A 26,173-nucleotide genomic window follows, 5' to 3' on the forward strand; every position below is an offset into this window, starting at 1 on the left:
GGCTCAATGCAAGAGCGCCCGGCGAAATTTCCCCCATTCCTGGGGCTGTTGCTGGCACGCTTCGCAGCATGATTTCGCCGCGCTCGTCTCCTGCGTCGCTCCGCCATGGTTGGGCCAAGCCGGCACCGGCGCTATACTGCGGGCATGACAAACGACTTCATTAGCAACACCCTACGCACGCGGCCTCTTGCCCGCGCCCTTCCCGGAACGCTGCTCCCGTTGCCAAGGATGCCCCACGCATGACTCATTGGACGCTCAGCAACGACCCCCATGCCAGCCGCGAGGCCCACAAGTACGACAAGCCGGCGCCCAGCCGCGAGTACCTGCTGGCACGCCTGGAAGAGTACGGTAAGCCGATCACCCATGAAAAGATGAGCCGCATGCTGGGCCTCGATGACGAGGAGCTGCAGGAGGCCGTGCGTCGCCGGCTGGCCGCGATGGAGCGTGACGGCCAGGTGCTGCGCAACCGCGCCGGGGCCTATGCCCTGATCGACAAACTCGACCTGATCAAGGGCAAGGTGCTGGGCCATCGCGATGGCTTCGGCTTCGTGCTGCGCGATGACGGCAAGAAGCCCGACCTGGTGCTGCCGCCGCGGCAAATGCGTCGGGTCTTCCACGGCGACTATGTGCTGGTGCGCATCAGCGGCCGCGACCGCCGCGGCCGCGACGAGGCGACCATCGCCGAGGTGCTGGCGCGCAATACCCAGACCATCGTCGGTGTCTACCGCGAGAATACCTCCGAGTTCGGCGTGCTGATCCCCGAGAATCCGCGCATTACCCAGGAGGTGATCATTCCTCACAGCGCCTGCGGTGGAGCGCGCGACGGCCAGGTGGTGTCGGCCAGAATCGTGCAGCAGCCCGATACCCGCGTACAGCCGGTGGGTGAGGTGGTCGAAGTGCTGGGCGAGCGCATGGATCCGGGCATGGAAATCGACATCGCCATCCGCAGCTACGAGATCCCGGCCGAATTTCCCCCGAGGTGCATGACCAGATCGCCGAGATGTCCGCCGAGGTGGCCGAACAGGACAAGCAGCATCGCATCGACCTGCGCCACCTGCCGCTGGTGACCATCGACGGCGAGGACGCCAAGGATTTCGACGACGCCGTATGCGCCTGGAAGACCAAGTCCGGCAGCTGGAAGCTGATCGTCGCCATTGCCGACGTGTCGCACTATGTGCGCCCGGGCAGCCCGCTCGACGAGGAAGCGATCCGCCGCGGCAACTCGGTCTATTTCCCCGGGCAGGTGGTGCCGATGCTGCCGGAGCTGCTCTCCAACGGGCTGTGCTCGCTCAATCCGCACGTCGACCGCCTGGCCATGGTGTGCGAGCTGAACATCTCCAAGAGTGGTGCGATCAGCCGCTACCGCTTCTACGAGGCCGTGTTCCAGTCCCATGCCCGGCTCACCTACACCAAGGTGGCGGCGATTCTCGACGAGGATGATCCCGAGGGCGATGCGCTGCGTCGCGAGTATCGCGACCTGGTCAAGCCGCTCAAGGATCTGCACCAGCTCTACAAGGTGCTGCGCCAGGCCCGTGAGGAGCGTGGCGCGATCGACTTCGAGACCACCGAAACGGCGATCGTCTTCAACGAGGAGCGCAAGATCGAGAAGATCGTGCCTCGAAGCCGCAACGATGCCCACAAGCTCATCGAGGAGTGCATGCTGGCGGCCAACGTAGCCACCGCCCGCTTCCTCGACAAGCACGACCTGCCGGCACTCTATCGCATCCACGAGCGTCCTTCGCCGGAGCGACTCGACAAGCTGCGTCTGTTCCTCAACGAGCTGGGGCTTTCGGTGGGCGGTGGCGACGAGCCCACGCCGCAGGACTACCAGGTACTGGCCGAAGCGATTCGCGGGCGTCCGGACGCCGACGTGATCCAGACCGTGATGCTGCGCTCGATGAGCCAGGCGGTCTATTCGCCACACAACGAAGGGCACTTCGGCCTGGCTTACCCGGCCTACGCTCATTTCACCTCGCCGATCCGACGCTATCCCGACCTGCTGGTGCACCGGGCGATTCGCTCGGTGATCCGTGGGCCGCGCCAGACCAATACCGTGCTGCGCGCCGAAGGCGCCAAGGTGGAGCCGCCGAGCAAGTGGGCCCCCTACACCTTCGAGCAGATGCTCGAACTCGGTGAACATTGCTCGATGACCGAGCGGCGCGCCGACGACGCCACCCGCGACGTGGAAGACTGGCTCAAGTGCGAGTTCATGTCCGACAAGCTCGGCGAGGTCTTCGAGGGTACCATCGCCTCGGTGACTCAGTTCGGTATCTTCGTGCGGCTCGACGAGGTCTATGTCGAGGGGCTGGTGCACGTCACCTCGCTGCCTTCGGACTACTACCATTACGAGCCCGAAAAGCATCGTCTCAAGGGCGAGCGTACCGGCATGAGCTATCGCCTGGGCGATGGCGTCACCGTCCAGGTGGCACGTGTGGATTTGAACGATCGCAAGATCGACTTCGTGCTCGAGGACGAGAAGCCGCGGCCCAAGCGTCAACCGCGCAAACGTCGTGGCGAGAACGAGGCGGTTTTCACAGCCAAGCCTGACGCCGGCAAGGGTAAGGCCGATGACAAGGGCGGCAAGGGCAGGGGCGGCAAGCGACGTCGTGGCCCGCGCAAGCCGAAGGCGCGTAGCTGATGGCGCAGGGACGCAAGGAGCCGCGGCGCGACAGCGGCCGCAAGAGAGCGCCGCGCCGCCCATCCAGCCCGCCGGGTACGCCAGGCGGACTCGACGCGGTGTTTGGCGTGCACGCGGTGCGTGCCCTGCTGGCGCGCGGCGAAGTGCCCCGGGTGCTGTGGGTCCAGGAGGGCGAGGCGCAACAGCGTCTCGCCGAGTTGATCGACCAGGCCCGCCGTGGCGGGGCGCGGATCGAAGCGCGCCCGCGTGAGGAGCTGGACCGCCTGGCTCAGGAGGTTTCCCACCAGGGCATCGTCGCCTTCGCCGCGCCGCTCGCCTTCGAGAGCGAAGCGGCGCTATGGTTCAAGCTCGAGGCCTGGCCTCACGAGGCCCCGCCTCTGCTGTTGGTACTCGATGGCGTTACCGACGTGCACAACTTCGGCGCCTGTCTGCGCAGCGCCGATGCCGCCGGTGTGCACGGCGTGATCGTGCCCAAGGACAAGGCCGCGCCGCTCAACGCCACGGTACGCAAGGTGGCCTGCGGTGCCGCCGAGAGCGTGCCGGTCTATCAAGTGACCAACCTGGCCCGGGCACTGGCCCGGCTCAAGGAGTTCGGCGTGTGGATCACCGGCACCGCAGGCGAGGCCGAGACGCTGCTCTACGATGCCGAATTCAGCGGCGCCACGGCGCTGGTGATGGGGGCCGAGGGCAAGGGGATGCGACGTCTGACCCGCGAGGCCTGCGACGGCCTGGTCAAGCTGCCCATGGCCGGCAGCGTCTCCAGCCTCAACGTCTCGGTAGCCACCGGCGTCTGCCTGTTCGAGGCGGTGCGCCAGCGCCGCCTCGTCGCGGGTGGCTGATACCGAACGGCAGTACCGTCTTGCAAGTGTCGGCGTGGATCACTAAAATGCAGGCGCCCGTTCCTACGTGAGCGGGCGTTGCTATTTTCGACTATCACCTCCTTGCTTCCCTTGAGCGCCGGTCCCGCATGGAAAAGGTGTCACGCGGAAGCTGCCAACCCGAAAGGAGATCCCATGCGTCATTACGAGATCGTGTTCATGGTCCATCCGGACCAGAGCGAGCAAGTGCCGTCCATGGTCGAGCGTTACTCCAGCATCGTCACCGAGAGCGGTGGCACCGTGCATCGTCTGGAGGACTGGGGCCGCCGTCACCTGGCCTACCCGATCAACAAGATCCACAAGGCTCACTACGTGCTGATGAACGTCGAGTGCAGCGGCGAGACTCTCGAGGAGATCGAGAACATCTTCCGTTTCAACGACGCCATCATTCGCAGCCTGGTGGTGCGCTGCAAGGAAGCCATCACCGAAGCTTCGCCGATGATGAAGCCGGCAGACGACAAGCGTGCGCGTCGCGACGAGAAGCCGCGCGCCGAAGAAACTGCCGAAGCCCACTGATCGCACGTACCAAGGAGTCTTTTCATGGCACGCTTTTTCCGCCGTCGCAAGTTCTGCCGTTTCACTGCTGAAGGCGTGAAGCAGATCGACTACAAGGATCTGGACACGCTCAAGGCCTACATCACCGAAACCGGCAAGATCGTACCCAGCCGCATTACCGGTACCAAGGCCCGTTATCAGCGCCAGCTGGCCACCGCCATCAAGCGCGCGCGCTACCTGGCTCTGCTGCCCTACACCGACAGCCACCAGTAAGCCGCTGAATTCGATGTTGCCGATTGCCCGATGGCTAATGCGCGGCATGCCCTACGCCGCAGGCGGGGCGGCGCTGGCGGCGATCGTGCCCTGGCTGTTCTGGTTCAGTGGCGCCATCGTGGCCCTGGTCACGCTGCGTCGCGGCCTGTCGCCGGCGCTGCCGGTGCTGGTGGCGGCTGCCGTTCCCGCCGGCTGGTGGTGGACCCAGGGCGATGCCATTCCGCTGGCCAGCGTGCTGCTGGTGACGCTGATGGCCGTGGTGCTGCGTTCGCGCATGCGCTGGAGCGAGGCGCTGATCGTCGGCACGCTGGTCGCGGCAGCCATGGTACAGCTCGGCATCTTCGTGCCGCCGGGCGGCACCGGGCCGCTGCTGGAGCAGCTGCGCCAGGGTTCGGCCGAGATCGACCGCATGCTCACCGAGCTGGCGCGACAGGGCTTCGACACCGAGGAGCTGGCAAGACTGCTGATCGGTGGCATCACCGGTCTGGTCGTGCTGATCGCGGCGATCGGTTGCCTGGCGCTGGCGCGAGCCTGGCAGGCAGGGCTCTACAACCCCGGCGGATTCCGCGAGGAGTTCCATGCGCTGCGCCTGGCGCCGCGCGAACTGGGGGTGCTGGTCCTGCTCGGCGTGGTGGGCATGGTGCTGGGTTTGCCGTCGCTCTCCATGCTGGTCTGGGTGCCGCTGCTGGTAGCAGGCATTGCGCTGGTGCACGGCTTCATCGGAGTAAAGGGTATGAACGGGCTGTGGCTGATCGCGTTCTACGTGTTGCTGATCACCACTTGGCCCATGATTCTGATCGTGCTGCTGGCGGCCTTCATCGACGTGTTCGTGGATTTCCGCGGCCGTCTGGCCTCTCGCAGCGACTGACAAGAGGTTAACGAGATGGAAGTCATTCTGCTCGACAACATTGGCAAGCTGGGCGGTCTGGGTGACAAGGTGACCGTAAAGCCCGGCTATGGCCGTAACTACCTGGTACCTTACGGTCTGGCCGTGCCGGCCACCAAGGACAACCTGGAGGCCTTCCAGGCGCAGCGCGCCGAGCTCGAGGCCCAGGCCGCCGAGCGCAAGGCGATCGCCGAGTCCCGCGCCGCCCAACTGGCCGAGATCGAGCTGTCGCTGGTCGCCAAGGCCGGCGACGAAGGCAAGCTGTTCGGTTCCATCGGTCCGCGTGACCTGGCCGAGGCGCTGGGCCAGGCTGGCATCGAAGTCGCCAAGAGCGAAGTTCGCATGCCGGAAGGTCCGATTCGCCAGACCGGCGAGTACGACATCGACCTGCACCTGCATGCCGAAGTCGACGCCACCGTTCGCGTGGTCGTGGTCGCCGAGTAAGGCAAGCGTCAGGCTTCATCCGAGCCGACAATGACGCCAAGGGGCGCGGGGAGCTTTCCCTGCGCCCTTTTCTTTTTCGACCCTGGCTTTTCCTCTCCTGGAACCTGACTTAGACATTGGTAGTAATATTACGGTTTTGTTTTGCGTCGCCGCTCTTAAACGATTAAGTTTTGCCTGTCTGGAAGCGCTGCGCTTCAGGCCAGGGCGGCAGGGCCAACAAGACGGCATTGTGATGCTTGTCTGTAACGATACAGAGCCATGTCTCGCCCCGTTCTTCTTGTGAAAACAAACGAACAAACAAGCATAAAAGGAACAACTGCGATGAAGACCGCCTTGCTACGAACCCCGCTCGTTGCTGCCGTGGCCGTGGCCAGCTTCGGCATGGTTGGGCACGCCGCCGCCGATACCGCCGCCCTCGAGCAGCGCCTGCTCGAACTCGAGAACCGCATCGCCGCTGCCGAGCAGCGTGCCAGCGCCGCCGAGCAGCGCGCCGAACTCGCCGAGGCCCAGGCCGAAGGGCGGCTCTCCGCCGACGAGGTGGAGGAGCGCCTGGCCAAGGTGGAGCGCCAGGCCAGCGGCGAAGAGGGCTTCTCGTTCAACGTCTATGCTCGCTCGGGGCTGCTGCTGGGTGAGGATCGCAAGAGCATCGACGGCGGCCCCTACGTGACGCCGGCCGGCGGGTTGGGCGGGGCCGTGGGGCGGCTGGGCAACGAGCCGGATACCTACGCCGAGGCCATCCTCAACTACCGCATGCAGTTCGACAACGGTGCCAAGGCGCTCTATCGCACCATGCTGGCCAGCGGCACCGAGACCAGCAACGACTGGGACGACGACTCCAACCTCAACGTGCGCCAGGTCTACGCCGAGTTCAGCGACCTACCGAGCTTCACCGGTGCCTTCGAAAACGCCTCTATCTGGGCCGGCAAGCGCTTCGACCGCGACAACTTCGACATCCACTGGCTCGACAGTGACATCATCTTCCTCGCCGGTACCGGCGCCGGTATCTACGACATGCAGCTGGCCGACAACTGGCGCTCCAACTTCTCGCTCTACGGGCGCAGCTTCAGCGACTTCGATGTGCGGCCCGAGCATCCGGGAGACGACGGCAGCACCGACAGCCTGATCCTGACCTCAAACAACTACTTCGGTAATTGGCAGTGGATGGTCAACGGTCTGTCGGCGGCGGATAACGACACCCGCGACATCGGCGAGGGGCAGACCGCCGCCACCAGCGGCTTCCACACCATGGTGGCCTACCACGGCGACAGCTTCTTTGGCCTGGGCGAGGGCAACTTCAAGGCTGCGGTGCTGCACGGCCAGGGCCTGGGCGCCCAGGTCAAGGGGCTCGGCAGCGACGGGGAACTTACCGACGATGCCACCGCGACCCGCCTGGCCCTCTACGGCACCACCTACGTGGCGCCGAGGTGGCGAGTGGCACCGGCGATTCTCGCCGAGACCAGCAAGGATCGCTACGTCGAGGGTGACCAGTACGACTGGGCGACCTTCAACGTGCGCCTGGCCAACGAACTCACCCAGAACTTCGAGATGCAGTACGAGGCCAGCTACCAGTGGATGGACCTCGACCCCCGTGGCCGTAACGGCAACAGCGCGGTGGAGGGCGACTACACTAAGTTCACCATCGCACCGACCTTCAAGCCCCAGGTGGGCGGTTTCTGGCAGCGCCCCGAAATTCGCCTGTTCGCCTCCTGGAGCGATTGGGACCAAGAGCTCAACGGCTACAGCGGCGGCGATGCCTTCGGCAGCGACGGCTTCACCGGCGGCCAGTGGAGCTTCGGCGTGCAGACCGAGGTGTGGTTCTAAGCGGCGCCAAGCCGGGCCCGGCAGCGCCGGGCCACTGCTCGCGGATTGTTTCGATCCCTTGCCGCGACCGATATCGGTCGCGGTTTTTGTCGATTCGAGAGGTAGGGCGGGCTCGGGGCATCGGGTAGAATGGCACGGCCCGTTCCCCTCAAGGTTGCCGCACCATGAACGACACGCTCGAGCTCGATAAGGAAACCGCCGCACTCAAGGTGCCGCCGCACTCGCTCGAAGCCGAGCAGTCGGTGCTGGGCGGCCTGATGCTCGACAACCAGGCCTGGGACAACGTCGCCGACCGACTGGTGGCCGACGACTTCTACCGCTACGAGCATCGCCTGATCTTCAACGCCATGAGCGGCCTTGCCGAAGCGGGCAAGCCGCTCGACGTGGTCACGCTTTCCGAGGCGCTGGAAGGGCGCGATCAGCTCGATACCGTGGGCGGCCTCGCCTATCTGGCCGAGCTGGCCCGCAACACGCCCTCGGCGAGCAACATCCGCGCCTATGCCGACATCGTTCGTGAGCGGGCCACGCTGCGCAAGCTGATCCGCGCCGCCAACCAGATCGCCGACGGCGCCTTCAGCCCCAAGGCCGCCCCGCCGACGAGCTGCTCGACGAGGCCGAGCGGCTGGTGTTCCAGATCAGCGAGGAGCGTCCCAAGTCGGGCGGGCCGATCGGCATGAGCGAACTGCTGGCCAAGGCGGTGGATCGCATCGACGAGCTGTTCAACATGAAGGGCGAGATGACCGGCCTGTCGACGGGGTTCCGCGACCTCGACGACATGACCTCGGGTCTGCAGCCCTCCGATCTGGTGATCATCGCCGGGCGACCCTCCATGGGTAAGACCACCTTCGCCATGAACCTGGTCGAGCACGCTGTCATTGCCAGCGATCGGCCGGTGATGGTGTTCTCCATGGAGATGCCTGCCGAATCGCTGATGCTGCGTATGCTGTCGTCGCTGGGGCGTATCGACCAGACCCGGGTGCGGACCGGCCAGCTCGAGGACGAGGACTGGCCGCGGCTGACCTCGGCGGTCAACCTGCTCAAGGACAAGCAGCTGTTCATCGACGATACCGCGGCGCTGTCGCCCAACGAGATGCGTTCGCGCATCCGCCGGGTGGTACGCGAGCACGGCAACCTGGCCCTGGTGATGATCGACTACCTGCAGCTGATGCAGATCCCGGCTTTTCGGAGAACCGTACCGGGGAGATCTCGGAGATCTCGCGCTCGCTGAAGGGCATGGCCAAGGAGTTCGGCTGCCCGGTGGTGGCGCTCTCCCAGCTCAACCGCTCGCTGGAGCAGCGCCCCAACAAGCGCCCGGTCATGTCGGACCTGCGCGAGTCCGGCGCCATCGAGCAGGATGCCGACTTGATCGCCTTCGTCTATCGTGACGAGGTCTACAATCCGGATAACCCGGACAACCAGGGCCTGGCCGAGCTGATCATCGGCAAGCAGCGTAACGGCCCCATCGGTACGGTGCACATGGCCTTCATCGGCAAGTACACTCGCTTCGAGGACCTGGCGCCGGATAGCTATGGCGAGGCATTCGGCGAGTGAGGCCCGGCGGCGCTTGAGCCTCGCGTGCGGCCCCGTATAATGCCGAGCCCCCGACAGACGAAAAGCGAGGAGTGACCATGGCAGGCGGATTTCGGCGCGGCAAGCGCCAGCGCACCCCCAAGCTGGAAGCGCGCGGCGAGCTCCAGTCGCTGGAGCGCGAAGGGCCGTTCAAGGAGTGGCTGGGCATGCCGGATCTCTACCGCTTTCACCTGGTCGTCGACGGTGAGGCATACAGCTACCAGACCGAGGATGCCGAGCTCGCCGTAGCGGTAGGCGACTGCGTGGTGTTCCGCTACAAGGAGACCAAGGCGGGCAAGTGGGTCGACCGCAACTCCCTGGCCAAGGCGATCGATCCCTCCGCCTACCAGTAGCCGCCAGGCGCGCAGTCACGGAACCACTGCGCGCCATCGCTGTCACAAAAGCGATATATCGGCGTCATGCAAATCACATCGGGCACAGTCATGCTGTGCCCGACGCATATCTTGCATACGCAATGGAACAATTCCAGGACATGGAGGGAACCATGGAATTCGAACAGCTGAAACACTTCGTCACCCATCACGACAACTTCGAGGTGCGGGTCATCACTCACTCCGGCAGCCACTGCTACCAGGTGGAGCTGGAAGACGTGGAAGGGGGGCGCCACCTGTTGACCCGTCGCGGCAAGCCCACGGTGTTCCGGTCGCTTGAGGACGTCTATCTCGAGCTGCAGCGCGCCGGCATCCATCGTGCCTTCCTGGTGCAGCACGTACCGCAGGACGAGGTCGTCGGCCGCGAGGCGCATTATCACGACCCGCTGACCTCACGCATGCCGCTGGTCTTCTAGGCTGCCCGAAACTGGCCGCGCTTGGTCATGCTGCGCCGGATGATAACCTTGATCCAAGTTATACAAATTGACTTCATAGTATAACTTGATGCCCTGGCCAGGCTTGCGCCTGATACAATGGCCGCTCCTAATCTTTCGTCACGAGGAGCGCAGCGCATGGCCGCATCGCAAGTGGAATCGGGCTCGCCGGAGCGTCAACGTCCCGCCCATGCACCGGCACGGCATCCCGCGGTTCCCCGGCCCAAGATCGGCGTCGTGCTGGCCAATCTGGGGACGCCGGACGGCACCGACTACTGGTCGATGCGGCGCTATCTCAATGAGTTCCTTTCCGACAAGCGGGTCGTGGATTACCCAAGCTGGAAGTGGCAGCCGCTGCTGCAGCTGATCATTCTCACCCGCCGCCCGTTCAAGTCGGGCGAAGCCTATCGCAGCATCTGGAACAAGGAGAAGGACGAAAGTCCGTTATTGACCATCACGCGGGATCAGACCCGCAAGCTGGCCGAGGCGCTCCGGCAACGTCATGGCGAGCGGGTTCTGGTGGATTTCTGCATGCGCTACGGCAACCCTTCCACCGACAGCGTGCTGCGCCGGATGCAGGCTGCCGGCTGTGACCGGATCCTGTTTTTCCCGCTCTACCCCCAGTACGCCTCGCCGACCACGGCCACGGCCAACGACCACGCCTTCCGTAGCCTGATGAAGCTCAAGTGGCAGCCGGCGCTGCGCACCGTGCCGGCCTATTTCGAGCATCCGGCCTATCTCGAGGCGCTGGCCAACTCGGTGCGTGACAAGTACGCTGCCGCCGATACGCCGCCGGAGGTGCTGGTGGCCTCCTATCACGGCGTGCCCAAGCGCTTCCTGCTCGAGGGTGACCCCTACCACTGCCAGTGCCAGAAGACCACCCGGCTGCTGCGCGAGCGGTTGGGCTGGGAGGAGGATGCCATCCAGACCGCGTTCCAGTCGCAGTTCGGCCCCGAGGAATGGGTCGGGCCGCAGACCGTGGATCACGTGGCGGAGCTGGCGCGTCAGGGCAAGAAGCACATCGCGGTAATCTCGCCGGCGTTCGCTGCCGACTGCGTGGAGACCCTCGAGGAGATCAACGAGGAGATCCGCGACAGCTTCCTTGCCGCGGGTGGAGAGCGGTTTACCTACATTCCCTGTCTCAACGACCGCGACGATCACATCCAGGCGTTGCTGGCGATCGCCGAGAATGAGCTGGGCGGCTGGCTGAGTTGAGCCTCAGCGGCAGGGCAGCGTATGCGCCGCCCTGCGGGAAGTGCCAGGCGAAACCGACCCAGCGCGGTCGTCTCAGCGGAACAGGCGGTGCCGCTTCTGCTTGCGATACTTCCAGGGGTGCCTGGCACGGGCGGGCCTTGCCACACGGCTCTGGCCCACGTCCTCGTCGCGGAATTCCGGCACCGAGCCGCGGGTGCCGGTGGTGAAGCGCAAGTGCATGTGCAGCCCCGTCTTGGCCAGCATGTGGCCGGTGACCGGAGCGGTGATGAACAGGAACAGCGTGATCAACAGCTCCTGAACGTGCAGTTCGCGCTGGGTCAGGGTGAAGTAGACCATCGAGGCGATCAGCACGCAGCCGATCCCCAGCGTGGTGCCCTTGGTGGGGCCATGCAGGCGCATGAAGAAGTCCTTGAACTGCAACATGCCGAGCGAGCCGGTAAAGGCGAACACGCCGCCTGCCACCAGCAGGAAGGAGATCACGCCCTCGGCGATCACGAAGAAGGTCATCTTGCACTCTCCTATTCGATGATGTCGCCGCGCAGCAAATAGCGGCAGATGGCCATGGTGCCGACGAAGCCGAGCATGGCGATCAGTATCGCCGCCTCGAAGTAGGTCTTGGTGTTGAGCCACAGTCCCAGCAGCACGATCAAGGCGATCGAATTCACGTAGAGCGTATCGAGGGCCAGCAACCGGTCGGGCACGTCGGGGCCGATGGCGAGCCGGTAGACGTTCATGGCCATGGCCAGCACGATCAGGGTCAGGCTGATCAACAGCGCAGTGTCTAGCATTCGAAGATCTCCTTCAGCGGCCGCTCGTAGCGCTCGCGAATCTCGCGGATCAGGGCCTGCTCGTCGTCCATGTCCAGCACGTGGATCAGCAGCGAGGAGCCGTCGAGGCGAATGTTGGTCGACACGGTGCCGGGTGTCATGGTGATGGTGTTGGCCAGCAGGGTGATGGCCAGGCGATCCTTCACCTCGAGCGGATATTCGACGAACCCGGGTGCGGCTCGCGCCGCGGCAGCAGGATCAGCAGACTGACGTGCACGTTGGCCTTGACGATGTCCCACATCACCACCAGTACGAACCAGACCAGCTTGAGCGGATGCTTGACTCGAGGCAGCGGTTCCCAGAAGCCCTGCGTCAGCAGCGGTATGCCCACCGCCAGCAGGCCCCCCAGTAGCACCTGGCCAGGCGCTAGGCTGCGTACCATCAACAGCCACACCGCCAGCAACACCAGCGACAGCGTGGGGGTGGGCAGATAGCGTCCCAAGGCTCTCATGGCGTGTCTCCCGGGTGCGGTCCAAGGGGCAGCGGATGTAGTTGGACGAGCTCGCGTTTCGGCTGCTCGCCGAGCAACTGATGGATGATTGCCTGAGGGCTGGCCAACTGCTCGGCCGTGGCCTGAGCGTAGTGGCTGATGGGGCCTCCCAGGACGACCAGTATCGGAGCAGTGGCCAACAGCCAGGCCACGCCGGCGAGCTGTGCCCGGCTGACCTTGCCGGCGGCGACCTCGCCCTTGTAGCTGGCCCAGAAGAACACCGAGCCGGCACGGGACATGGCAATGAGCGCGCACAAACCCGCCAGCAGCAGCAGCGGCCACAGCCACAGCCTGGCGCTGCCCTCGGCGGCTTGCAGTAGCAGCAGCTTGGCCAGGGAGCCCGCCAGTGGCGGCAGCCCGATCACACCCACCGCGGCGACCAGGAACAGGATGCCGAGCAGTTGCCGCTGATGCAGGCGTCGCGCGCGTACCAGGCGGGTACCGGCCTTGCCGCGCTGCTGGCCGATCAGCTCGGCAATCAGGAACAGTGCCCGCAGATCAGGGTGGTATGGGGCAGGTAGTAGAGCAGTGCGGTCACGGCGGCGGAGTGCCCAGTGCCGCCGCGGCCAGAAGTGTACCGACCGAAACCAGTACCAGGTAGGCGATCAGCGGACGCAGGTCACGGGCCGCCACCACGCCGATGGCTGCGAGCACGATGGTGGCCAGGCCCGACCACCACAGCCAGCCGGCAATGGCGGAGGCGGCGGGCGTGTCGATGAAGATCAGCGACTGGACCCGCAGGATGGCATAGAGACCGACCTTGGTCATGATGGCGAACAGTGCCGCGACCGGAGCGGGCGCTGCCGAGTAGGTGCGTGGCAGCCAGAAATAGAGCGGCAGCAGGGCCGCCTTGAGGCTGAAGACCACGATCAGCAGCAGTCCTCCGCCGTGACCAGGGCGGCCTGGTCGCCCGACATCTCGGCCACGCGCTGGGCCATGTCGGCCTTGTTGAGCGTGCCGGTAGCGCCGTAGAGCACGCCCAGTGCAATCAGGAACAGCGCCGAGCCGGCCACGTTGAGAATCACGTAGTGCAGGCCGGCACCGACTCGGGCCTTGTTGCCCCCATGCATCAACAGGGCATAGGAGGCCAGCAGCAGGATCTCGAAGAACACGAACAGGTTGAAGATGTCGCCGGTAAGGAAGGCGCCATTCAGACCCATCAATTGCAACTGGAAGATACGTGGAAATTGCTGCCGCGCATGTCCTCGCCGGCGCAGGCGAAGAGCAGGCAGCCCATGGCCAGTACGGCGTTGAGGCTCAGCATCAGCGCCGAGAGCCGGTCGAGCATCAGCACGATTCCGTAGGGGGCCTGCCAGTTACCCAGCGAATAGAAGGTCAGTTCGCCGCTTGCGGCCTGACGCAGCAGCAGCAGACAGACGATCAGCAGCAGGGCGGTGAAGGCGACGCTGAGCTGGCGCTGGGTACGCTCGCTGGCCTTGCCCGAAAGCAGCAGCACCAGGGCGCCCAGCATGGGCAGCAGAATGGGGAGGGAGATCAGATGCTGGCTCATTGCGGCATGTCTCCGTCCTCGCCCTGCTGCCCGTCCACGTGGTCAGAGCCGAGGTCGCCGCGGGCGCGGATCGCCAGGATCACGACGAAGGCCGTCATGGCGAAGCCGATCACGATGGCCGTGAGTACCAGGGCCTGGGGCAGGGGGTCGGCCGGGGCGAACGATTCGCCGATGACCGCAGCGGCATCGGTATGCAGTCCGCCGGAGGAGAACAGGAACAGGTTCACGGCATAGCCGAGCAGCGCCAGTCCAACGATGACCGGGAAGGTGCGGCCGCGCAGCAGCAGATAGATGCCACTGGCGGTGAGCACTCCGACGACGAGCGAGAACAGGGCTTCCATTCAGTGTTCCTCCAGTGTCGGGCGATTCACCGTAGTGACGCGGCCCAGGTTGACCAGGATCATCAGCGTGGCACCGACCACGGCCAGGTAGACGCCGACGTCGAACAGCATCGCCGTGGCCAGCTCGAACTCGCCGATCAAAGGCAGGTGGAAGTGACCGAAGGCCGAGGTCAGGAAGGGGTAGCCGAACAGCCAGCTGCCGAGCCCGGTGGCCAGGGCAACGGCCAGCCCCGAGACGGCCACTACCGGATAGGAGAGCGGCAAGCGCTCGCGGGTCCAGTCGTAGCCCCTGGCCATGTATTGCAGCAGCAGGGCGGTGGCGGTGATCAGGCCGGCGATGAAGCCGCCGCCAGGCTGATTGTGGCCGCGCAGGAAGATGTAGACCGATACCAGCAGCGCCAGCGGCAGCAGGATCTGCGCCACTACCGCCAGGATTAGCGGGTAGCGGTGGCGTGACCAGCGGATGCCCTCGATGTTGCCGGACGGCATGAACAGGCGCAGGCGGTTGAGCAGCTTGAAGGTGGCGAGCCCGGCCAGGGTCAGCACGGTAATCTCGCCGAAGGTATCGAAACCGCGGAAGTCGACCAGGATCACGTTGACCACGTTGGTGCCGCCGCCACCGGGCACGCTCTCGCGCAGGAAATAATCAGCGATGGCCAGGGTTTCGCGGGTCAGCATGGCATAGTTGAGCATCGCCACCACCAGGCCCAGCGAGGCAGCCAGGATCAGGTCGCGCAGGATACGCCGGCCCGAGACCATCAGCGGCGGACGCTGGGGCAGGAAGAACAGGGCCAGGATCATCAGGATCATCGAGGCGACTTCCACCGACAGCTGGGTCAGGGCGAGATCCGGGGCGGAGAAACGCACGAAGGTCAGCGATACCGACAGTCCCACCACCGAGAGCATCAGCAGCGACACCAGGCGCCAGCGGTGGCTCAGGGCGCTGCCGATGGCGCCGAAGATCATCAGCCCGGCGCCGAGGAACAGCATGCCGTCCAGCGGCTGCATGCCGCGCTCGCCGGTCAGGTTCTCCAGTTGAGTCAGGCCGATGGCGGCCATGGCCAGCGCACTCAGGATGAGCAGCGCCTGATAGCGCTGCAGCGAGCCGTTCTCCAGGCGCAGGGTGAGCCACAGGGTGGCCCTGATCAGGCGTTGGATAGCCGCCTCGAAGATCAACCCGGCGTCGCGTTCGGGGAACAGCGCCGCGAGATTGGCGAAGCGGCGTTGCTGGCGGAGCACCAGTACGCCGCCGGCCACTGCGGCCACGCTCATCAGCAACGGCATGTTGAAGCCGTGCCACAGTGCCAGTTGGAAGACCGGCGTCGTCTCGCCCTGCACCGCAAGGCTCGCGGCGTTGAGCAGTGGTGCCGCCAGAGTCATCGGGAACAGGCCCACTGCCAGGCTGATGGCGGCCAGGAGCAGGCCGGGAGCGAGCATGCCGCGCGAGGGGTCGTGCGCCTGCAGCGGTGGCTGGGCCTTCTGCTCGCGGGTCAGCTTGGGTTCGGCGAAGAACAGGCTCCAGATCAGGCGCAGCGAATAGGCCACCGAGAGCATGGCGGCGACCACCACCAGCAGCGGGATGACGATGCTCAGCGCGCCGAGCAGGTTGTTGAGCAGGCTCTGCTCGAACAGCATCTCCTTGGACAGGAAGCCGTTGAACGGCGGGAAGCCGGCCATGGCGGAGCCGGCCAGAAGGGTCATGGTGCCGGTCAGCGGCATCATCGACCACAGCGCGCCGAGGCGGTCGATGTCACGGGTACCGGTTTCGTGGTCGATGATACCCACCATCATGAACAGTGCCGCCTTGAAGGTGGCGTGGTTGAAGATGTGAAAGACAGCGGCGACGATGGCCAGCGGGCTGCCGAGGCCGAGCAGCAGCGTGATCAGACCGAGGTGGCTGACGGTGGAAAAAGCGAGGATGCCCTTGAGGTCACGCTCGAGCAGGGCGAACCAGGCTGCATAGAGCATCGTTGCCAACCCTACCAGCGACAGGCTGACCGCCCACAGGGCGGTGTCGCCCAGCGCCGGATTGAGGCGTGCCAACAATAGCACGCCGGCCTTGACCATGGTGGCCGAGTGGAGGAAGGCGGAGACCGGCGTGGGTGCGGCCATGGCATGGGGCAGCCAGAAATGGAACGGGAACTGGGCCGACTTGGTGAAGGCGCCCAGCAGCACCAACAGCACGATCAGCGGATAGTGTTGGGAAGCACGGATGAGGTCGCCTGCCGCCAGTACGTCGGCCATGGCCAAACTGCCCACCTCCTGGCCGATCAGCAGAATCCCCGCCAGCAGGGCGAGCCCGCCGGCGCCGGTGACGATCAGCGCCATGCGTGCGCCGCGCCGGGCATCGCTGCGGTAGCCCCAGAAGCCGATCAGCAGGAACGACGCGATGCTGGTGAGTTCCCAGAACAGCCACAGCAGGATAAGGTTGTCCGCCATGGCGATACCGAGCATGGCGGTCATGAACAGCATCATGTAGGCGAGGAAGCGGCCGTCGTCCTCTTCTGCCGAGAGGTAGTAGCCGGTATAGAACAGGATCAGGCTGCCGATGCCCAGGATCAGCAGCGCGAATAGCAGCGTCAGCCCGTCGATGCGCAGGGCCAGGTCGAGGCCGAGAAGCGGCATCCAGGTCAACTGCAGACTGACCACTTCGCCAGCAATGACGGCGGGTGCATGCAGTAGTACCAGGGCCAGGGCGAGAAGGGGTGCGATCAGCGTGGCTGCGACACAAAGCTTGCGGCCATAGCGAGAGGTCATTGCCGGCACGACGACGCCGACGGTGGTGAGAAGGGGGATCCACAGCAATGACATGGTGGTTCGTCCGTTCTGGCAGCGGCTCGGAGCTCGCACCAATGCGCCGTCGCGTGGTGGCGCGCCGAGTACCACACAAGCTGATTGTAATATTCGAGAATCGACGGGTCGGGCTGCCGGGAGGGAATGAAAAAACGGAGTGAAATCGCTATACTAGCAAGCCGTTTCGTCGTGAAATCAACGCTCACCGTAGCCAGCCGCGGCGCAAAGTCTAATGCTTTTGCGCTGCAATAGACAGTCTGGAACGGCTGCCGACGCTCATCCTTTGGGCGTATTTTTTCGGCCGAATCACCGTTTCTTGATCTGATGCACTATCGGCGCAAAGCTCACGCGAAAGGGGCTTGACAAGGCTGGCCTGCCAGCTTTTCGACGCAGCCGTGGCAGGGGTGTCCGTGCCCGGTGGATGGACTGACAGAAGGGAACTGCATGATGCAATTTGCCGTGCTTTCAGGGTTCGTGCTGGCCGCCTTTGCCCCGTTGTTGCATCAATGGTTCGGCCCACGGACCAGCTTCGTGCTGGCTGCATTTCCAGCCCTGCTGGCGCTTTGGTTCCTGGGCCAGGTGCCCACGGTGATGGAAGGGGAAGTGCTCTACCTCCAGTTGGACTGGGTGCCCTCGCTGGGCATGAGTCTCACCTTCCTCATCGACGGCCTGGCGCTGTTGTTCGCGCTGCTGATCACGGTAATCGGCACCTTCGTGCTGATCTACGCCGGCGGCTATCTGAAGGGCCATCGCGATCTGGCGCGTTTCCACATCGTCATTCTGGCCTTCATGGTGTCGATGCTGGGGCTGGTGCTGGCCGACGGCCTGCTGACCCTGTTCGTGTTCTGGGAGCTGACCAGCATCACCTCCTACCTGCTGATCGGCTTCAGCCATGCTGACGTCGAGGCTCGCAAATCGGCCCGCCAGGGCTTGTTCGTCACCTTCGGTGGCGGGCTGGCATTGATGGCAGGGTTGGCGATGCTCGGCAGCGTCAGTGGCAGCTGGTCGCTGGCGGAAATTACCGCCTCGGGTGTCGACCTGCGCGAGCATGATCTCTACCTGCCGATGCTGCTGTGCCTGCTGCTGGCGGCGTTCACCAAGTCGGCCCAGTTCCCGTTCCATTTCTGGTTGCCCAACGCCATGGCGGCGCCCACGCCGGTATCGGCCTATCTACACTCGGCCACCATGGTCAAGGCCGGCATCTACCTGATGGCGCGCCTGCAGCCAAGTCTTGGCGGCAGTGAGGCCTGGATCGCCATCCTCTCCGTGGTGGGGGCGGTGACGATGTTCACCGGTGCCTTCCTGGCGATCCGCCAGACCAACATCAAGAAGCTGCTGGCCTATTCCACGATCATGGCGCTTGGCACCCTGACCATGCTGCTCGGTATCGGCACCGAGGGAGCGCTGATCACCTTCGTCACCTTCCTGCTCGCACACTCCCTCTACAAGGGGGCGCTGTTCATGGTGGCCGGTATCCTCGATCACGAGACCGGCACCAAGGACGTCACCGCCATGGGGGGGCTGCGCCCGCTGATGCCGGTGACCGCAATCGTCGCCATGGTGTCGGCACTGTCGCTGGCCGGGGTGCCGCCACTGTTCGGCTTCATTGCCAAGGAACTGCTGTTCGAGGCGGCCCTGGAGGCCGAAGCCTACGGCTGGCTGGTCCTGCTGCTCTCCTTCGTCTCGGCATTCCTCACCATCGCCGTGGCGGCCATCGTCGCCCTGCGTCCGTTCTTCGGCGAGCGGCGCCCGACGCCACGCGTGGCTCACGAGGCCCCGCTGTCGATGCTGCTGGGGCCGGCCTGCCTGGCCGCGCTCTCGTTGCTGCTTGGTGTGTTGCCGGTACTGGCCGGGATGGGGGTGCTCACCGCGGCGGCCTCGGCGGTCATGGGCGAGCCGGTGACCGTCTACCTGTCGCTGTGGCATGGCATCAACATTCCCTTGGTCATGTCGATCGTGACCCTGGGGCTGGGCTATCTGCTGTTCAAGCGCTGGGACCGCCTGCGCGCCTACCTGGCACGGCTCGATCCGGTCATGGCCCGAGGTCCCGAGGCCGGCTACGAGGCCGTCATGCATGGCATCACGGTGGTATCCGACTGGCAGACGCGCATCCTGCAGAACGGCTACATGCGCAACTACATCCTGGTGATGGTGCTGGTATTGATCGCGCTGCTCGGCAACTCATTGTTGATACGGCACTCGCCTGAGATCGCCTTCGAACTCGACGTGCGTTTCCACGAGGTGGTAGTGACCACGCTGATGGTATTGGGCGCGCTGTTCGCAGCCATTGCTCGCTCGCGGCTCAGTGCCGTGGTGTCGGTGGGGATCATGGGCTTCTCCATCGCCTTGACCTTCATCTTGTTCAGCGCTCCCGATCTCGGCATCACGCAGCTGCTGGTGGAAACGCTGACGGTCATCCTGCTGGTGCTGGTGCTGTTCCGGCTGCCGCGCTTTGCCAGCCTGTCGACGCCGCTCGAGCGGGTGCGCGATGCCTTGGTGGCAGGCAGCGTGGGGGCGCTGGTGACGCTGCTGATCCTTACTGCCTGGGGCATCGACCAGTTCGTGCCCATCTCGGACTACATGATCGAGAACAGCGCCCCGCTGGCGCATGGCCGTAACATCGTCAACGTGATTCTGGTCGACTACCGGGCGCTGGATACCCTGGGCGAGATCTTCGTGCTGGCGCTGGCGGCGATCGGAGTCATCGCCATGCTCAAGCTAAGGGCGCCGGACAAGGCCGGCAGGTCGACAGCGCAGGAGAAGGATTCAAGACATGGTTAAGTCGGGCACTCTGATACTGCACACGGCGGCACGCATCCTGATGCCGTTGCAGCTGCTGTTCTCCGTGTTCCTGCTGCTGCGTGGCCACGACGAGCCTGGCGGCGGCTTCATTGCGGGCCTGGTGGCGGCGGGGGCTTTCACCCTCTACCTGTTTGCCTTTGGCGTCAGTGCCACCCGCGAGGTGCTGCGCATGGTCGATCCTCGCGATCTGATCGGCATCGGGCTGCTGCTGGGCATGATTTCGGTATTCCCCGCCTGGTTCGTGGACCAGCCGTTCCTGACCGCCCAGTGGTGGACGATTCCGGGTGTCGATTTCTACGCCTCGACGCCGCTGATCTTCGATATCGGCGTCTATCTCGCGGTGCTGGGCTCGGTGCTGGCCATGGTCATGACGTTGATGGAGGTGGACAAGGATGAGCCCTGAACGCTTGGGTGCCACGGGTGCCGTATCGTCGAACCGATCGGGAGGAACACTATGGAACCGGTAATGGCAGTGGCCATCGGTCTGCTCTATGCCTCGGCCATCTTCCTCATGCTGCGTCGCTCGATCGTCAAGCTGGTGATTGGCCTGATGCTGCTTTCCAACGCTGCCAATCTGCTGATCTTTACCTCGGCTGGCATGACCCGCGGGGCTCCGCCGCTGATCCCCGAAGGGATGGCCGCGCCGTTGGGCCCGGTGGCCGATCCCTTGCCCCAGGCCGTGGTGCTGACCGCCATCGTGATCGCCTTCGGCGTGCTGGCGTTCGCCGTGGTGCTGATCCGGCGGGCCTACGAGATCGTCAAGGCCGATGACCTGGACAAGATGAAGGAAACCGATACGTGAGGCCCGAGGTCGCTCTTCCCGTTCTACTGCCGTTGCTGTCGGGGGCCGTGTCGCTGTTGTTCTGGCGTTCGCGTCCCATGCAGCGTTTCACCGCCGTGGCCGGCAATCTCGCTCTGCTCGGCTTGGCCGTGTGGCTGCTGGTCGCGGTGATCCAAGAGGGGTATGTGGTCATCCAGATGGGCGGCTGGCCGGCGCCCTACGGCATCACCCTGGTGGCCGACGTACTCAGTGCGGTCATGGTGGTACTCACCGCCATCATCGGCCTGGGACTGGCCATCTACTCGCTGGCCTCCACCGGGCCGGGGCATGAGCGTTTCGGCTTCTATCCGCTCATGCACCTGCTGCTGGCCGGGGTGGCTGGCGCCTTTCTCACCGGCGACATCTTCAACCTCTACGTGTGGTTCGAGGTGATGCTCGTGGCCTCCTTCGCGCTGTTGATCCTCGGTGGCGAGAAGGCGCAGATGGAAGGGGCGATCAAGTACGTCACCCTCAACCTGCTGGCCTCGGTGATCTTCCTTTCCGCCGTAGGCCTGCTCTACGGCATGGTAGGAACCCTCAACATGGCGGATGCCGCCCAGCGTCTGGCCATGGCCGAGCATCAGGGCATGGTCGAGGTGCTGGCGGTGATGTTCATGGTGGCCTTCGGCATCAAGGCAGCGGCGTTTCCGCTGTTCTTCTGGCTGCCGGCCTCCTATCACACGCCGCCGGTGGCGGTATCGGCGCTGTTTGCCGGCCTGCTGACCAAGGTCGGCGTCTATGCGCTGTTCCGTGTCTTCACCCTGCTGTTCGACCAGACGCTCGGCTACACCCAGGACCTGCTGTTGTGGGGCGCGGCCCTGACCATGGTCACCGGGGTGCTCGGGGCGGCGGCGCAGTTCGAGTTCCGCCGTATCCTGTCGTTCCATATCGTCAGCCAGATAGGCTACATGATCCTCGGCCTGGCACTGTATACGCCGCTGGCAATCGCCGGGGGGTATTCGCCGTGATGCACAACATCGTGGTCAAGACCAACCTGTTCCTGATCAGCGGCATCACCCGGCGGCTGCAAGGTACCTACGAACTGAAGAAAATGGGCGGACTGTACCGCGAGCGGCCCTGGCTGGCGGTGGCATTCTTTCTCTCGGCCTTTTCGCTGGCCGGGGTGCCGCCCCTGTCGGGCTTCTTTGCCAAGTTCGTCATCGTGCGTGCCGGTATCGAAGCGGAAGCCTACGTGGTCACCGCCGTGGCCCTGCTGGTGGGCCTGATGACCCTGTACTCCATGGTCAAGATCTGGAACGAGGTGTTCTGGAAGACCCTGCCGGAGGACAATCTGGTGCCGGCGGAAGAGGTGGTGGTGGGCGACGATAGCCGCATGGTGCCGGCCAGCCTGTGGCTGATGTACCTACCGGTGGCGGTACTGGCGCTGTTTGCGCTGCTGATCGGGATATTCGCCGAGCCGCTGATGACGCTGATGAACCGGATCGGTGACCAACTCATGAATCCGCAGGGCTACATCGAGGCGGTGCTGGGGCAGGCGGCTGGGGTCGAGGAGGCGCTGATCAATGCCGTGGATGAGGAGGTGCAGCCATGACCGGTGCGATCTGGAACCTGCTGCTGGCGCTGGCCTGGGTCATCCTGTCGGGGGATTTTTCCGGTCTCAATCTGGTGGTCGGGCTGGTCTTCGGCTACATCACGCTGGTGCTGATCGAACCTCAGGTCGATGCCCTGACCGGCTACCCGGCCCGAGTGCCGCGGATATTGGCCTTTCTCGGTTTCTTCATCAAGGAGCTGGTGCAGGCTAACCTGCGGGTCGGCTTCGACATCCTGACGCCACCCTGGCACATGCGGCCGGGTGTCATCGCCATGCCGCTGGCAGCACGCACGGAACTCGAGATCACCATGGTCGCCAATCTGATCTCGCTGACCCCCGGCACCCTCAGCCTGGACGTCTCCGACGATCGCAAGGTGCTTTATATCCACGCCATGTTCCTCGACGACGAAGAGGAGCTGCGCCGCAACCTGAAGGAAATGGAATGTCGCGCTCTGGAACTGTTCCGCTGAGTTTGGCAAGGCCGAGTGGGGAATGATATGGCCACTGTGATTCTGATCAGCCAGGTGCTGATGAGCCTCGCCCTGATCCTGGCTTTCGTTCGTGTCGTGCGGGGCCCCAGCCTTCCCGACCGGGTGGTGGCGTTGGAGCTGTTCGCCAGCATCGTGGTGGGGTTGGTGGGGGTATACGCCATTCGCACCGACGTATCCAGCTTTCTCGACGCCGCCATCGTGATCGCATTGATGGGCTTTTTGGCGGCCATCGGCTTCGCCCGATTCCTGGAGCGTGGAGGGCCGCGCGATGATTGAGACCATCAAGGGATTTCTGATCCTGACCGGGGCCGTCTTCATGTTGCTGGCGGCGCTGGGGATCCTGCGTCTACCCGACCTGCTCACCCGCATGCATGCGACCACCAAGGCCGCGGCCCTGGGGGTCATCCTGATCATGCTCTCGGTCGCGATGCACTTCGGTGAGGTGGCCGTGGTGGCGCGTGCCTTCGCCATCATCGTCTTCGTGCTGATGACCGCACCGGTGGCGGCCCACGTGATCGGCCGGGCAGGCTATTTCGTCGGCTCCAAGCTGTGGAGCGGTACGGTGAAGGATGAGCTGCGGCCCAACTACGATCCGTTGACCCACGAGCTCAAGAGCGGCCTGGAAACGGACATCAATGCCGTGCACAAGCCTCGCGACAACGATCCCCAGTGATGTCCGCGCCGGCCTGGCCGGTCGGTTACACAAAACGACGTTTTACCCGGCTCGGAGGGCTGGCCTGGAGGCTGCTTCTGAGCCATTATCGGTGGCCTTCGATGTAAAGGAATACGTGCCATGACTCGTCCTCTTTTCCCTGCTGTTCTTCTCCTGCTGCTGTTGGCCGGCTGCCAATCCGGCCCCATCCAGGATGTCGTGGCCGACGACCGTCAGGAGGAAGCCGCCGCCTCGAGCGAACCTGCGATACCCGAGCTGGCCCCCAGCGAGGCGGAACGTCCTCCCCAGGACTTCCAGGCCTGGCTGCGCGATTTCCGCCGCCAGGCTCGCGCAGAGGGCATCAGCGAGGCGACGCTGGCACGCGCCCTGGATGGCGCGCGTTACCGGCCACGCGTCATAGAGCTCGACCGCTCTCAGCCGGAGTTCGTGCGCCCCATCTGGCAGTATCTGGACAGCGCCGTATCGCAGGCCCGCGTCAGCCAGGGGCGCGCCAAACTCGACGAGCACCGCGACACGGCCCGGCGCATGGAGCAGCGCTACGGCGTGCCGGCGGAAATCATCGTGGCCATCTGGGGCATCGAGAGCAACTACGGCGGCAACTTCGGCGATTTCTCCACGGTCGAGGCGCTGGCGACCCTGGCCTTCGACGGGCGTCGGCGCGACTTCGCTCGCGGCGAGTTGCTGACTGCGCTGCGCATCCTCGATGCCGGCGACATTGCCCCGGATCGCATGATCGGCTCCTGGGCCGGTGCCATGGGGCACACCCAGTTCATTCCGTCGAGCTTCGAATCCTACGCCGTGGATGGCGACGGCGACGGGCGCCGCGACATCTGGGGCAGTATCCCGGATGTGATGGCCTCCACCGCGAACTATCTGGCACGGGCCGGCTGGCAGTCCGGCCAACCCTGGGGTGTGGAAGTGCGCCTGCCGGAGGGGTTCGATTATGCCCAGACCGAACTCTCCACGCAGCGTTCGAGCCGCGAGTGGGCCCAGCAGGGCGTGAGCCGCATCGATGGCGGCAGCCTGCCTGGCTTCGAGCAGGCGTCGGTGATCGCTCCGGCGGGTGCCCAGGGGCCGGCGTTTCTGGTGGGGCCCAATTACCGTGCCATCCTGCGCTACAACAATGCCACCAGCTATGCCCTGGCAGTGGCAACGCTGGCAGACGGGATTGCCGGGCGTGAGGGGATCCGGGCCGCATGGCCGCGTGACGCACAGCCGCTGTCGCGCAGTCAGGTACGCGAGATGCAGCAAGCGCTCAACGCGCGCGGTTTCGATGTCGGAACGCCGGATGGCGTGATGGGGCCGAACACGCGACGTGGACTGCGCGAGTTTCAGCGCAGCATCGGGGTGACGCCGGATGGCTTCGCTACCCTGAGCCTGTTGCAGCGCCTGCAACGTTGATGGTGAGGCCAGGCCTTGGCTGGGCCTGGCCGGAGATCGCTACTCGTCGTTGGTCCAGTCGTCCAGGGTTTCGCTGATGCGCTGGCCGGCGCGTTCGGCGCCTTGCTGGGCGCGCTCCCAGGCAGATTCGGCGCCTTCGCCGATGCGATCCAGCCCCTCCTGGGTTCGATGCCAGGCGCTCTCTGCACCCTCACCGGCGCTGTGCCAGGCTTCACGAGTGCGCTGGCGGGCCATGTCCCACCACTCCTGGTCGTAGCGCGGCATGGCATCGAGGGCTTCCCGGTCCGCATCGACGATGATGTCATGGCTGGTTTCGCCATCCTCTTCGTGGTTGACCAGGCGGTAGTGGGTATTAGTGACCACCAGGTGATCGCCGTTCCGCCCCACGCTGTCGTCGGAGCGCACCACGATGGCATGCACCTTCTTGTCGTCACCCATCAACAGGTCGACGACCTGGCTGGGCTGGCTGTCCGGGGCCGCTTCGAAATGCACGTCGGCGTCGAAGATGGCGCGGGCGGAATAGAGGCCCTGGGGGTCGAACTGGGCCTGTACGCCGACGGCGAGACCGGCAATGAACAGGCCGGCTGATGCGACCAGAGTCGTCCTTGTGATGCGTGGCTGTGTCATCGTATTGCCCTCCTTATCCTTGGTGACACGGATAGTGTAGTAAACGTAACCTGCGTGTCAGGCGCCCGGAACCGGTGCGCCGGCCCGGAGTCCCATTGAGCGTCGACGATGAAAGGAGGTTCGTCCATGCCCCCAAAGGGTTCGAGTCGTTATCGCCAGGCCCGCTGGTCCTGCCTGCAACGGTGGGCCGTGGTGGGAGGGCTGCTGCTGGCAGCCGGAGCGCCCGCACTTGCCGACGAGGACAAGACGGTGTTCGGCTGGGTCGAGAAGAGTACTCTCGAGCCCTGGGGCGTCGAGGTGAAGGCCAAGCTGGATAGCGGTGCGTTGACCTCGTCGCTGGACGCGCGCGATATCGAAATCTTCGACAATGAGGGCGAGGAGTGGGTGCGCTTCCGCCTCGAACTCGTCGACGAGGCCAGCGGCGAGGCGTTCGAGGAGCGAATGGAACTGCCGTTGTACCGCGACATCCGTGTGCGCGGCGCCGGCGGTCGCGACGAGCGCCCGGTGGTGCTGATGAAGATCTGCATGGGCGATACCGTTTATGAGGAGCAGTTCAGCCTGCGCGACCGCGGCGAAATGCACTATCCGCTGCTGCTGGGGCGGCGCACCATCGGTCACCTGGGGCTGCTCGACGTGACTCGCACCTTCCTCAACAAGCCCAGCTGTGACGAGGATACCGACGTCATGCGCTACGACGACGAGGAGGAGGGCGACATCGAGGACGACGACATCGAGGGCGACGACAGAGAAGACGACGAGGCGTGACCCCGACTGCCCGCTACCGCGATGAATGGCTCGAAG

26 protein-coding genes and 4 pseudogenes are annotated in these 26,173 nt (G+C 64.8%); 20 read left to right on the forward strand and 10 right to left on the reverse strand.

The window, feature by feature from the left end; genetic code table 11:
• Positions 1-239: 239 nt before the first annotated feature.
• The 11 genes and pseudogenes from rnr (at position 240) to hemH (ending at position 11,045) form a co-directional block, all read left to right on the forward strand.
• Positions 240-2,638, forward strand: a pseudogene (rnr, locus tag EKK97_RS05500) (ribonuclease R).
• Positions 2,638-3,477, forward strand: coding sequence for a 23S rRNA (guanosine(2251)-2'-O)-methyltransferase RlmB (gene rlmB / locus EKK97_RS05505; protein WP_267964057.1), 840 nt, complete (start codon positions 2,638-2,640; stop codon positions 3,475-3,477). The pseudogene rnr and the gene rlmB overlap by 1 nt, the downstream one beginning before the upstream one ends.
• A 174-nt stretch (positions 3,478-3,651) precedes the next feature.
• A complete protein-coding gene (rpsF, locus tag EKK97_RS05510; RefSeq protein ID WP_159550038.1) occupies positions 3,652-4,032 on the forward strand; it encodes a 30S ribosomal protein S6 in 381 nt (126 codons plus the stop codon).
• Positions 4,033-4,056: 24 nt separating this feature from the next.
• Complete coding sequence (rpsR, locus tag EKK97_RS05515) at positions 4,057-4,284, forward strand: 30S ribosomal protein S18 (RefSeq protein ID WP_010629658.1); 228 nt, start codon at positions 4,057-4,059, stop codon at positions 4,282-4,284.
• 13 nt (positions 4,285-4,297) lie between these two features.
• Positions 4,298-5,152 carry a YybS family protein gene (locus EKK97_RS05520; protein WP_159550040.1) on the forward strand — a complete coding sequence of 285 codons (855 nt, stop codon included), beginning with the start codon at positions 4,298-4,300 and terminating at the stop codon, positions 5,150-5,152.
• 15 nt (positions 5,153-5,167) lie between these two features.
• Entirely contained in the window at positions 5,168-5,614 is a 447-nt protein-coding gene (rplI, locus tag EKK97_RS05525; RefSeq protein ID WP_159550042.1) for a 50S ribosomal protein L9, read from the forward strand.
• 321 nt (positions 5,615-5,935) lie between these two features.
• Positions 5,936-7,435, forward strand: coding sequence for a carbohydrate porin (locus tag EKK97_RS05530; protein WP_159550044.1), 1,500 nt, complete (start codon positions 5,936-5,938; stop codon positions 7,433-7,435).
• Positions 7,436-7,599: 164 nt separating this feature from the next.
• Positions 7,600-8,986 (forward strand): annotated as a pseudogene (dnaB, locus tag EKK97_RS05535) (replicative DNA helicase).
• A gap of 77 nt (positions 8,987-9,063) precedes the next feature.
• Entirely contained in the window at positions 9,064-9,357 is a 294-nt protein-coding gene (locus EKK97_RS05540; RefSeq protein ID WP_159550046.1) for a hypothetical protein, read from the forward strand.
• 152 nt (positions 9,358-9,509) lie between these two features.
• Positions 9,510-9,812 (forward strand): DUF6482 family protein, encoded by a 303-nt coding sequence (locus EKK97_RS05545; RefSeq protein ID WP_159550049.1) that lies wholly within the window; start codon positions 9,510-9,512, stop codon positions 9,810-9,812.
• Between the two features lie 156 nt (positions 9,813-9,968).
• On the forward strand, positions 9,969-11,045 hold the full coding sequence (gene hemH, locus EKK97_RS05550; RefSeq protein ID WP_159550052.1) for a ferrochelatase: 1,077 nt from the start codon (positions 9,969-9,971) through the stop codon (positions 11,043-11,045).
• A 72-nt stretch (positions 11,046-11,117) separates the two neighbouring features.
• Here the strand turns inward: hemH and EKK97_RS05555 are convergent, their stop codons facing one another.
• The 9 genes and pseudogenes from EKK97_RS05555 to EKK97_RS05580 all read right to left on the reverse strand — a co-directional run bounded on the left by EKK97_RS05555 (position 11,118) and on the right by EKK97_RS05580 (position 17,024).
• Positions 11,118-11,552 carry a Na+/H+ antiporter subunit G gene (locus tag EKK97_RS05555; protein WP_159550055.1) on the reverse strand — a complete coding sequence of 145 codons (435 nt, stop codon included), beginning with the start codon at positions 11,550-11,552 and terminating at the stop codon, positions 11,118-11,120.
• Between the two features lie 11 nt (positions 11,553-11,563).
• The gene (locus EKK97_RS05560; RefSeq protein WP_159550058.1) at positions 11,564-11,833 is read right to left on the reverse strand and encodes a K+/H+ antiporter subunit F; all 270 of its coding nucleotides are present in this window, start codon (positions 11,831-11,833) and stop codon (positions 11,564-11,566) included.
• A pseudogene (locus tag EKK97_RS05565) lies at positions 11,827-12,323 on the reverse strand (Na+/H+ antiporter subunit E). The gene EKK97_RS05560 and the pseudogene EKK97_RS05565 overlap by 7 nt, the downstream one beginning before the upstream one ends.
• Positions 12,320-12,733, reverse strand: coding sequence for a hypothetical protein (locus EKK97_RS25655; RefSeq protein WP_340162931.1), 414 nt, complete (start codon positions 12,731-12,733; stop codon positions 12,320-12,322). The pseudogene EKK97_RS05565 and the gene EKK97_RS25655 overlap by 4 nt, the downstream one beginning before the upstream one ends.
• A 163-nt stretch (positions 12,734-12,896) precedes the next feature.
• Positions 12,897-13,229 carry a proton-conducting transporter transmembrane domain-containing protein gene (locus EKK97_RS25660; protein WP_340162932.1) on the reverse strand — a complete coding sequence of 111 codons (333 nt, stop codon included), beginning with the start codon at positions 13,227-13,229 and terminating at the stop codon, positions 12,897-12,899.
• 2 nt (positions 13,230-13,231) lie between these two features.
• Entirely contained in the window at positions 13,232-13,522 is a 291-nt protein-coding gene (locus EKK97_RS25665) for a proton-conducting transporter transmembrane domain-containing protein (RefSeq protein ID WP_340162933.1), read from the reverse strand.
• Positions 13,522-13,872 (reverse strand): proton-conducting transporter membrane subunit, encoded by a 351-nt coding sequence (locus tag EKK97_RS25670; protein WP_340162934.1) that lies wholly within the window; start codon positions 13,870-13,872, stop codon positions 13,522-13,524. The genes EKK97_RS25665 and EKK97_RS25670 overlap by 1 nt, the downstream gene beginning before the upstream one ends.
• Positions 13,869-14,213: a Na+/H+ antiporter subunit C gene (locus tag EKK97_RS05575; RefSeq protein WP_159550061.1), complete on the reverse strand. Its 345-nt coding sequence runs from the start codon at positions 14,211-14,213 to the stop codon at positions 13,869-13,871. Before EKK97_RS05575 ends, EKK97_RS25670 begins: the two co-directional genes overlap by 4 nt.
• Positions 14,214-17,024, reverse strand: coding sequence for a monovalent cation/H+ antiporter subunit A (locus tag EKK97_RS05580; protein ID WP_159550064.1), 2,811 nt, complete (start codon positions 17,022-17,024; stop codon positions 14,214-14,216).
• 429 nt (positions 17,025-17,453) lie between these two features.
• Here EKK97_RS05580 and EKK97_RS05585 point away from each other — a divergent pair, with 429 nt between their 5' ends.
• From EKK97_RS05585 to EKK97_RS05620, 8 genes and pseudogenes are all read left to right on the forward strand, one after another.
• The gene (locus EKK97_RS05585) at positions 17,454-19,787 is read left to right on the forward strand and encodes a putative monovalent cation/H+ antiporter subunit A (RefSeq protein WP_159555700.1); all 2,334 of its coding nucleotides are present in this window, start codon (positions 17,454-17,456) and stop codon (positions 19,785-19,787) included.
• Positions 19,780-20,211 (forward strand): Na+/H+ antiporter subunit B, encoded by a 432-nt coding sequence (locus EKK97_RS05590; RefSeq protein WP_159550067.1) that lies wholly within the window; start codon positions 19,780-19,782, stop codon positions 20,209-20,211. Before EKK97_RS05585 ends, EKK97_RS05590 begins: the two co-directional genes overlap by 8 nt.
• A gap of 51 nt (positions 20,212-20,262) precedes the next feature.
• A complete protein-coding gene (locus EKK97_RS05595; protein ID WP_159550070.1) occupies positions 20,263-20,610 on the forward strand; it encodes a Na+/H+ antiporter subunit C in 348 nt (115 codons plus the stop codon).
• Positions 20,607-22,180: pseudogene (locus EKK97_RS05600) on the forward strand (Na+/H+ antiporter subunit D). The gene EKK97_RS05595 and the pseudogene EKK97_RS05600 overlap by 4 nt, the downstream one beginning before the upstream one ends.
• Positions 22,177-22,650, forward strand: coding sequence for a Na+/H+ antiporter subunit E (locus EKK97_RS05605; protein WP_159550073.1), 474 nt, complete (start codon positions 22,177-22,179; stop codon positions 22,648-22,650). The pseudogene EKK97_RS05600 and the gene EKK97_RS05605 overlap by 4 nt, the downstream one beginning before the upstream one ends.
• Before the next feature lie 27 nt (positions 22,651-22,677).
• Complete coding sequence (locus tag EKK97_RS05610; protein WP_159550076.1) at positions 22,678-22,947, forward strand: MrpF/PhaF family protein; 270 nt, start codon at positions 22,678-22,680, stop codon at positions 22,945-22,947.
• A complete protein-coding gene (gene mnhG / locus EKK97_RS05615) occupies positions 22,940-23,344 on the forward strand; it encodes a monovalent cation/H(+) antiporter subunit G (protein ID WP_159550079.1) in 405 nt (134 codons plus the stop codon). Before EKK97_RS05610 ends, mnhG begins: the two co-directional genes overlap by 8 nt.
• A gap of 120 nt (positions 23,345-23,464) precedes the next feature.
• Entirely contained in the window at positions 23,465-24,745 is a 1,281-nt protein-coding gene (locus EKK97_RS05620; protein WP_159550082.1) for a lytic murein transglycosylase, read from the forward strand.
• Positions 24,746-24,784: 39 nt separating this feature from the next.
• On the opposite strand, the gene EKK97_RS05625 is transcribed toward EKK97_RS05620, so the two are convergent.
• Positions 24,785-25,372, reverse strand: coding sequence for a hypothetical protein (locus EKK97_RS05625; RefSeq protein ID WP_159550085.1), 588 nt, complete (start codon positions 25,370-25,372; stop codon positions 24,785-24,787).
• Between the two features lie 126 nt (positions 25,373-25,498).
• Between EKK97_RS05625 and rloA3 the strand changes: the two genes are divergently transcribed.
• Positions 25,499-26,137 (forward strand): retropepsin-like aspartic peptidase RloA3, encoded by a 639-nt coding sequence (gene rloA3 / locus EKK97_RS05630; protein ID WP_159550088.1) that lies wholly within the window; start codon positions 25,499-25,501, stop codon positions 26,135-26,137.
• Positions 26,138-26,173 lie beyond the last annotated feature (36 nt).

The organism is Billgrantia tianxiuensis, from assembly GCF_009834345.1.
GTDB lineage: Bacteria > Pseudomonadota > Gammaproteobacteria > Pseudomonadales > Halomonadaceae > Halomonas > Halomonas tianxiuensis.

Excerpts from the sequence above, each read along its gene's own strand:
- rlmB (WP_267964057.1), top strand. The coding sequence starts at position 2,638 with ATGGCGCAGGGACGCAAGGAGCCGCGGCGCGACAGCGGCCGCAAGAGA.
- rpsF (WP_159550038.1), top strand. The coding sequence starts at position 3,652 with ATGCGTCATTACGAGATCGTGTTCATGGTCCATCCGGACCAGAGCGAG.
- rpsR (WP_010629658.1), top strand. The coding sequence starts at position 4,057 with ATGGCACGCTTTTTCCGCCGTCGCAAGTTCTGCCGTTTCACTGCTGAA.
- EKK97_RS05520 (WP_159550040.1), top strand. The coding sequence starts at position 4,298 with ATGTTGCCGATTGCCCGATGGCTAATGCGCGGCATGCCCTACGCCGCA.
- rplI (WP_159550042.1), top strand. The coding sequence starts at position 5,168 with ATGGAAGTCATTCTGCTCGACAACATTGGCAAGCTGGGCGGTCTGGGT.
- EKK97_RS05530 (WP_159550044.1), top strand. The coding sequence starts at position 5,936 with ATGAAGACCGCCTTGCTACGAACCCCGCTCGTTGCTGCCGTGGCCGTG.
- EKK97_RS05540 (WP_159550046.1), top strand. The coding sequence starts at position 9,064 with ATGGCAGGCGGATTTCGGCGCGGCAAGCGCCAGCGCACCCCCAAGCTG.
- EKK97_RS05545 (WP_159550049.1), top strand. The coding sequence starts at position 9,510 with ATGGAATTCGAACAGCTGAAACACTTCGTCACCCATCACGACAACTTC.
- hemH (WP_159550052.1), top strand. The coding sequence starts at position 9,969 with ATGGCCGCATCGCAAGTGGAATCGGGCTCGCCGGAGCGTCAACGTCCC.
- EKK97_RS05555 (WP_159550055.1), bottom strand. The coding sequence starts at position 11,552 with ATGACCTTCTTCGTGATCGCCGAGGGCGTGATCTCCTTCCTGCTGGTG.
- EKK97_RS05560 (WP_159550058.1), bottom strand. The coding sequence starts at position 11,833 with ATGCTAGACACTGCGCTGTTGATCAGCCTGACCCTGATCGTGCTGGCC.
- EKK97_RS25665 (WP_340162933.1), bottom strand. The coding sequence starts at position 13,522 with ATGGGTCTGAATGGCGCCTTCCTTACCGGCGACATCTTCAACCTGTTC.
- EKK97_RS25670 (WP_340162934.1), bottom strand. The coding sequence starts at position 13,872 with ATGAGCCAGCATCTGATCTCCCTCCCCATTCTGCTGCCCATGCTGGGC.
- EKK97_RS05575 (WP_159550061.1), bottom strand. The coding sequence starts at position 14,213 with ATGGAAGCCCTGTTCTCGCTCGTCGTCGGAGTGCTCACCGCCAGTGGC.
- EKK97_RS05580 (WP_159550064.1), bottom strand. The coding sequence starts at position 17,024 with ATGTCATTGCTGTGGATCCCCCTTCTCACCACCGTCGGCGTCGTCGTG.
- EKK97_RS05585 (WP_159555700.1), top strand. The coding sequence starts at position 17,454 with ATGCAATTTGCCGTGCTTTCAGGGTTCGTGCTGGCCGCCTTTGCCCCG.
- EKK97_RS05590 (WP_159550067.1), top strand. The coding sequence starts at position 19,780 with ATGGTTAAGTCGGGCACTCTGATACTGCACACGGCGGCACGCATCCTG.
- EKK97_RS05595 (WP_159550070.1), top strand. The coding sequence starts at position 20,263 with ATGGAACCGGTAATGGCAGTGGCCATCGGTCTGCTCTATGCCTCGGCC.
- EKK97_RS05605 (WP_159550073.1), top strand. The coding sequence starts at position 22,177 with ATGACCGGTGCGATCTGGAACCTGCTGCTGGCGCTGGCCTGGGTCATC.
- EKK97_RS05610 (WP_159550076.1), top strand. The coding sequence starts at position 22,678 with ATGGCCACTGTGATTCTGATCAGCCAGGTGCTGATGAGCCTCGCCCTG.
- mnhG (WP_159550079.1), top strand. The coding sequence starts at position 22,940 with ATGATTGAGACCATCAAGGGATTTCTGATCCTGACCGGGGCCGTCTTC.
- EKK97_RS05620 (WP_159550082.1), top strand. The coding sequence starts at position 23,465 with ATGACTCGTCCTCTTTTCCCTGCTGTTCTTCTCCTGCTGCTGTTGGCC.
- EKK97_RS05625 (WP_159550085.1), bottom strand. The coding sequence starts at position 25,372 with ATGACACAGCCACGCATCACAAGGACGACTCTGGTCGCATCAGCCGGC.
- rloA3 (WP_159550088.1), top strand. The coding sequence starts at position 25,499 with ATGCCCCCAAAGGGTTCGAGTCGTTATCGCCAGGCCCGCTGGTCCTGC.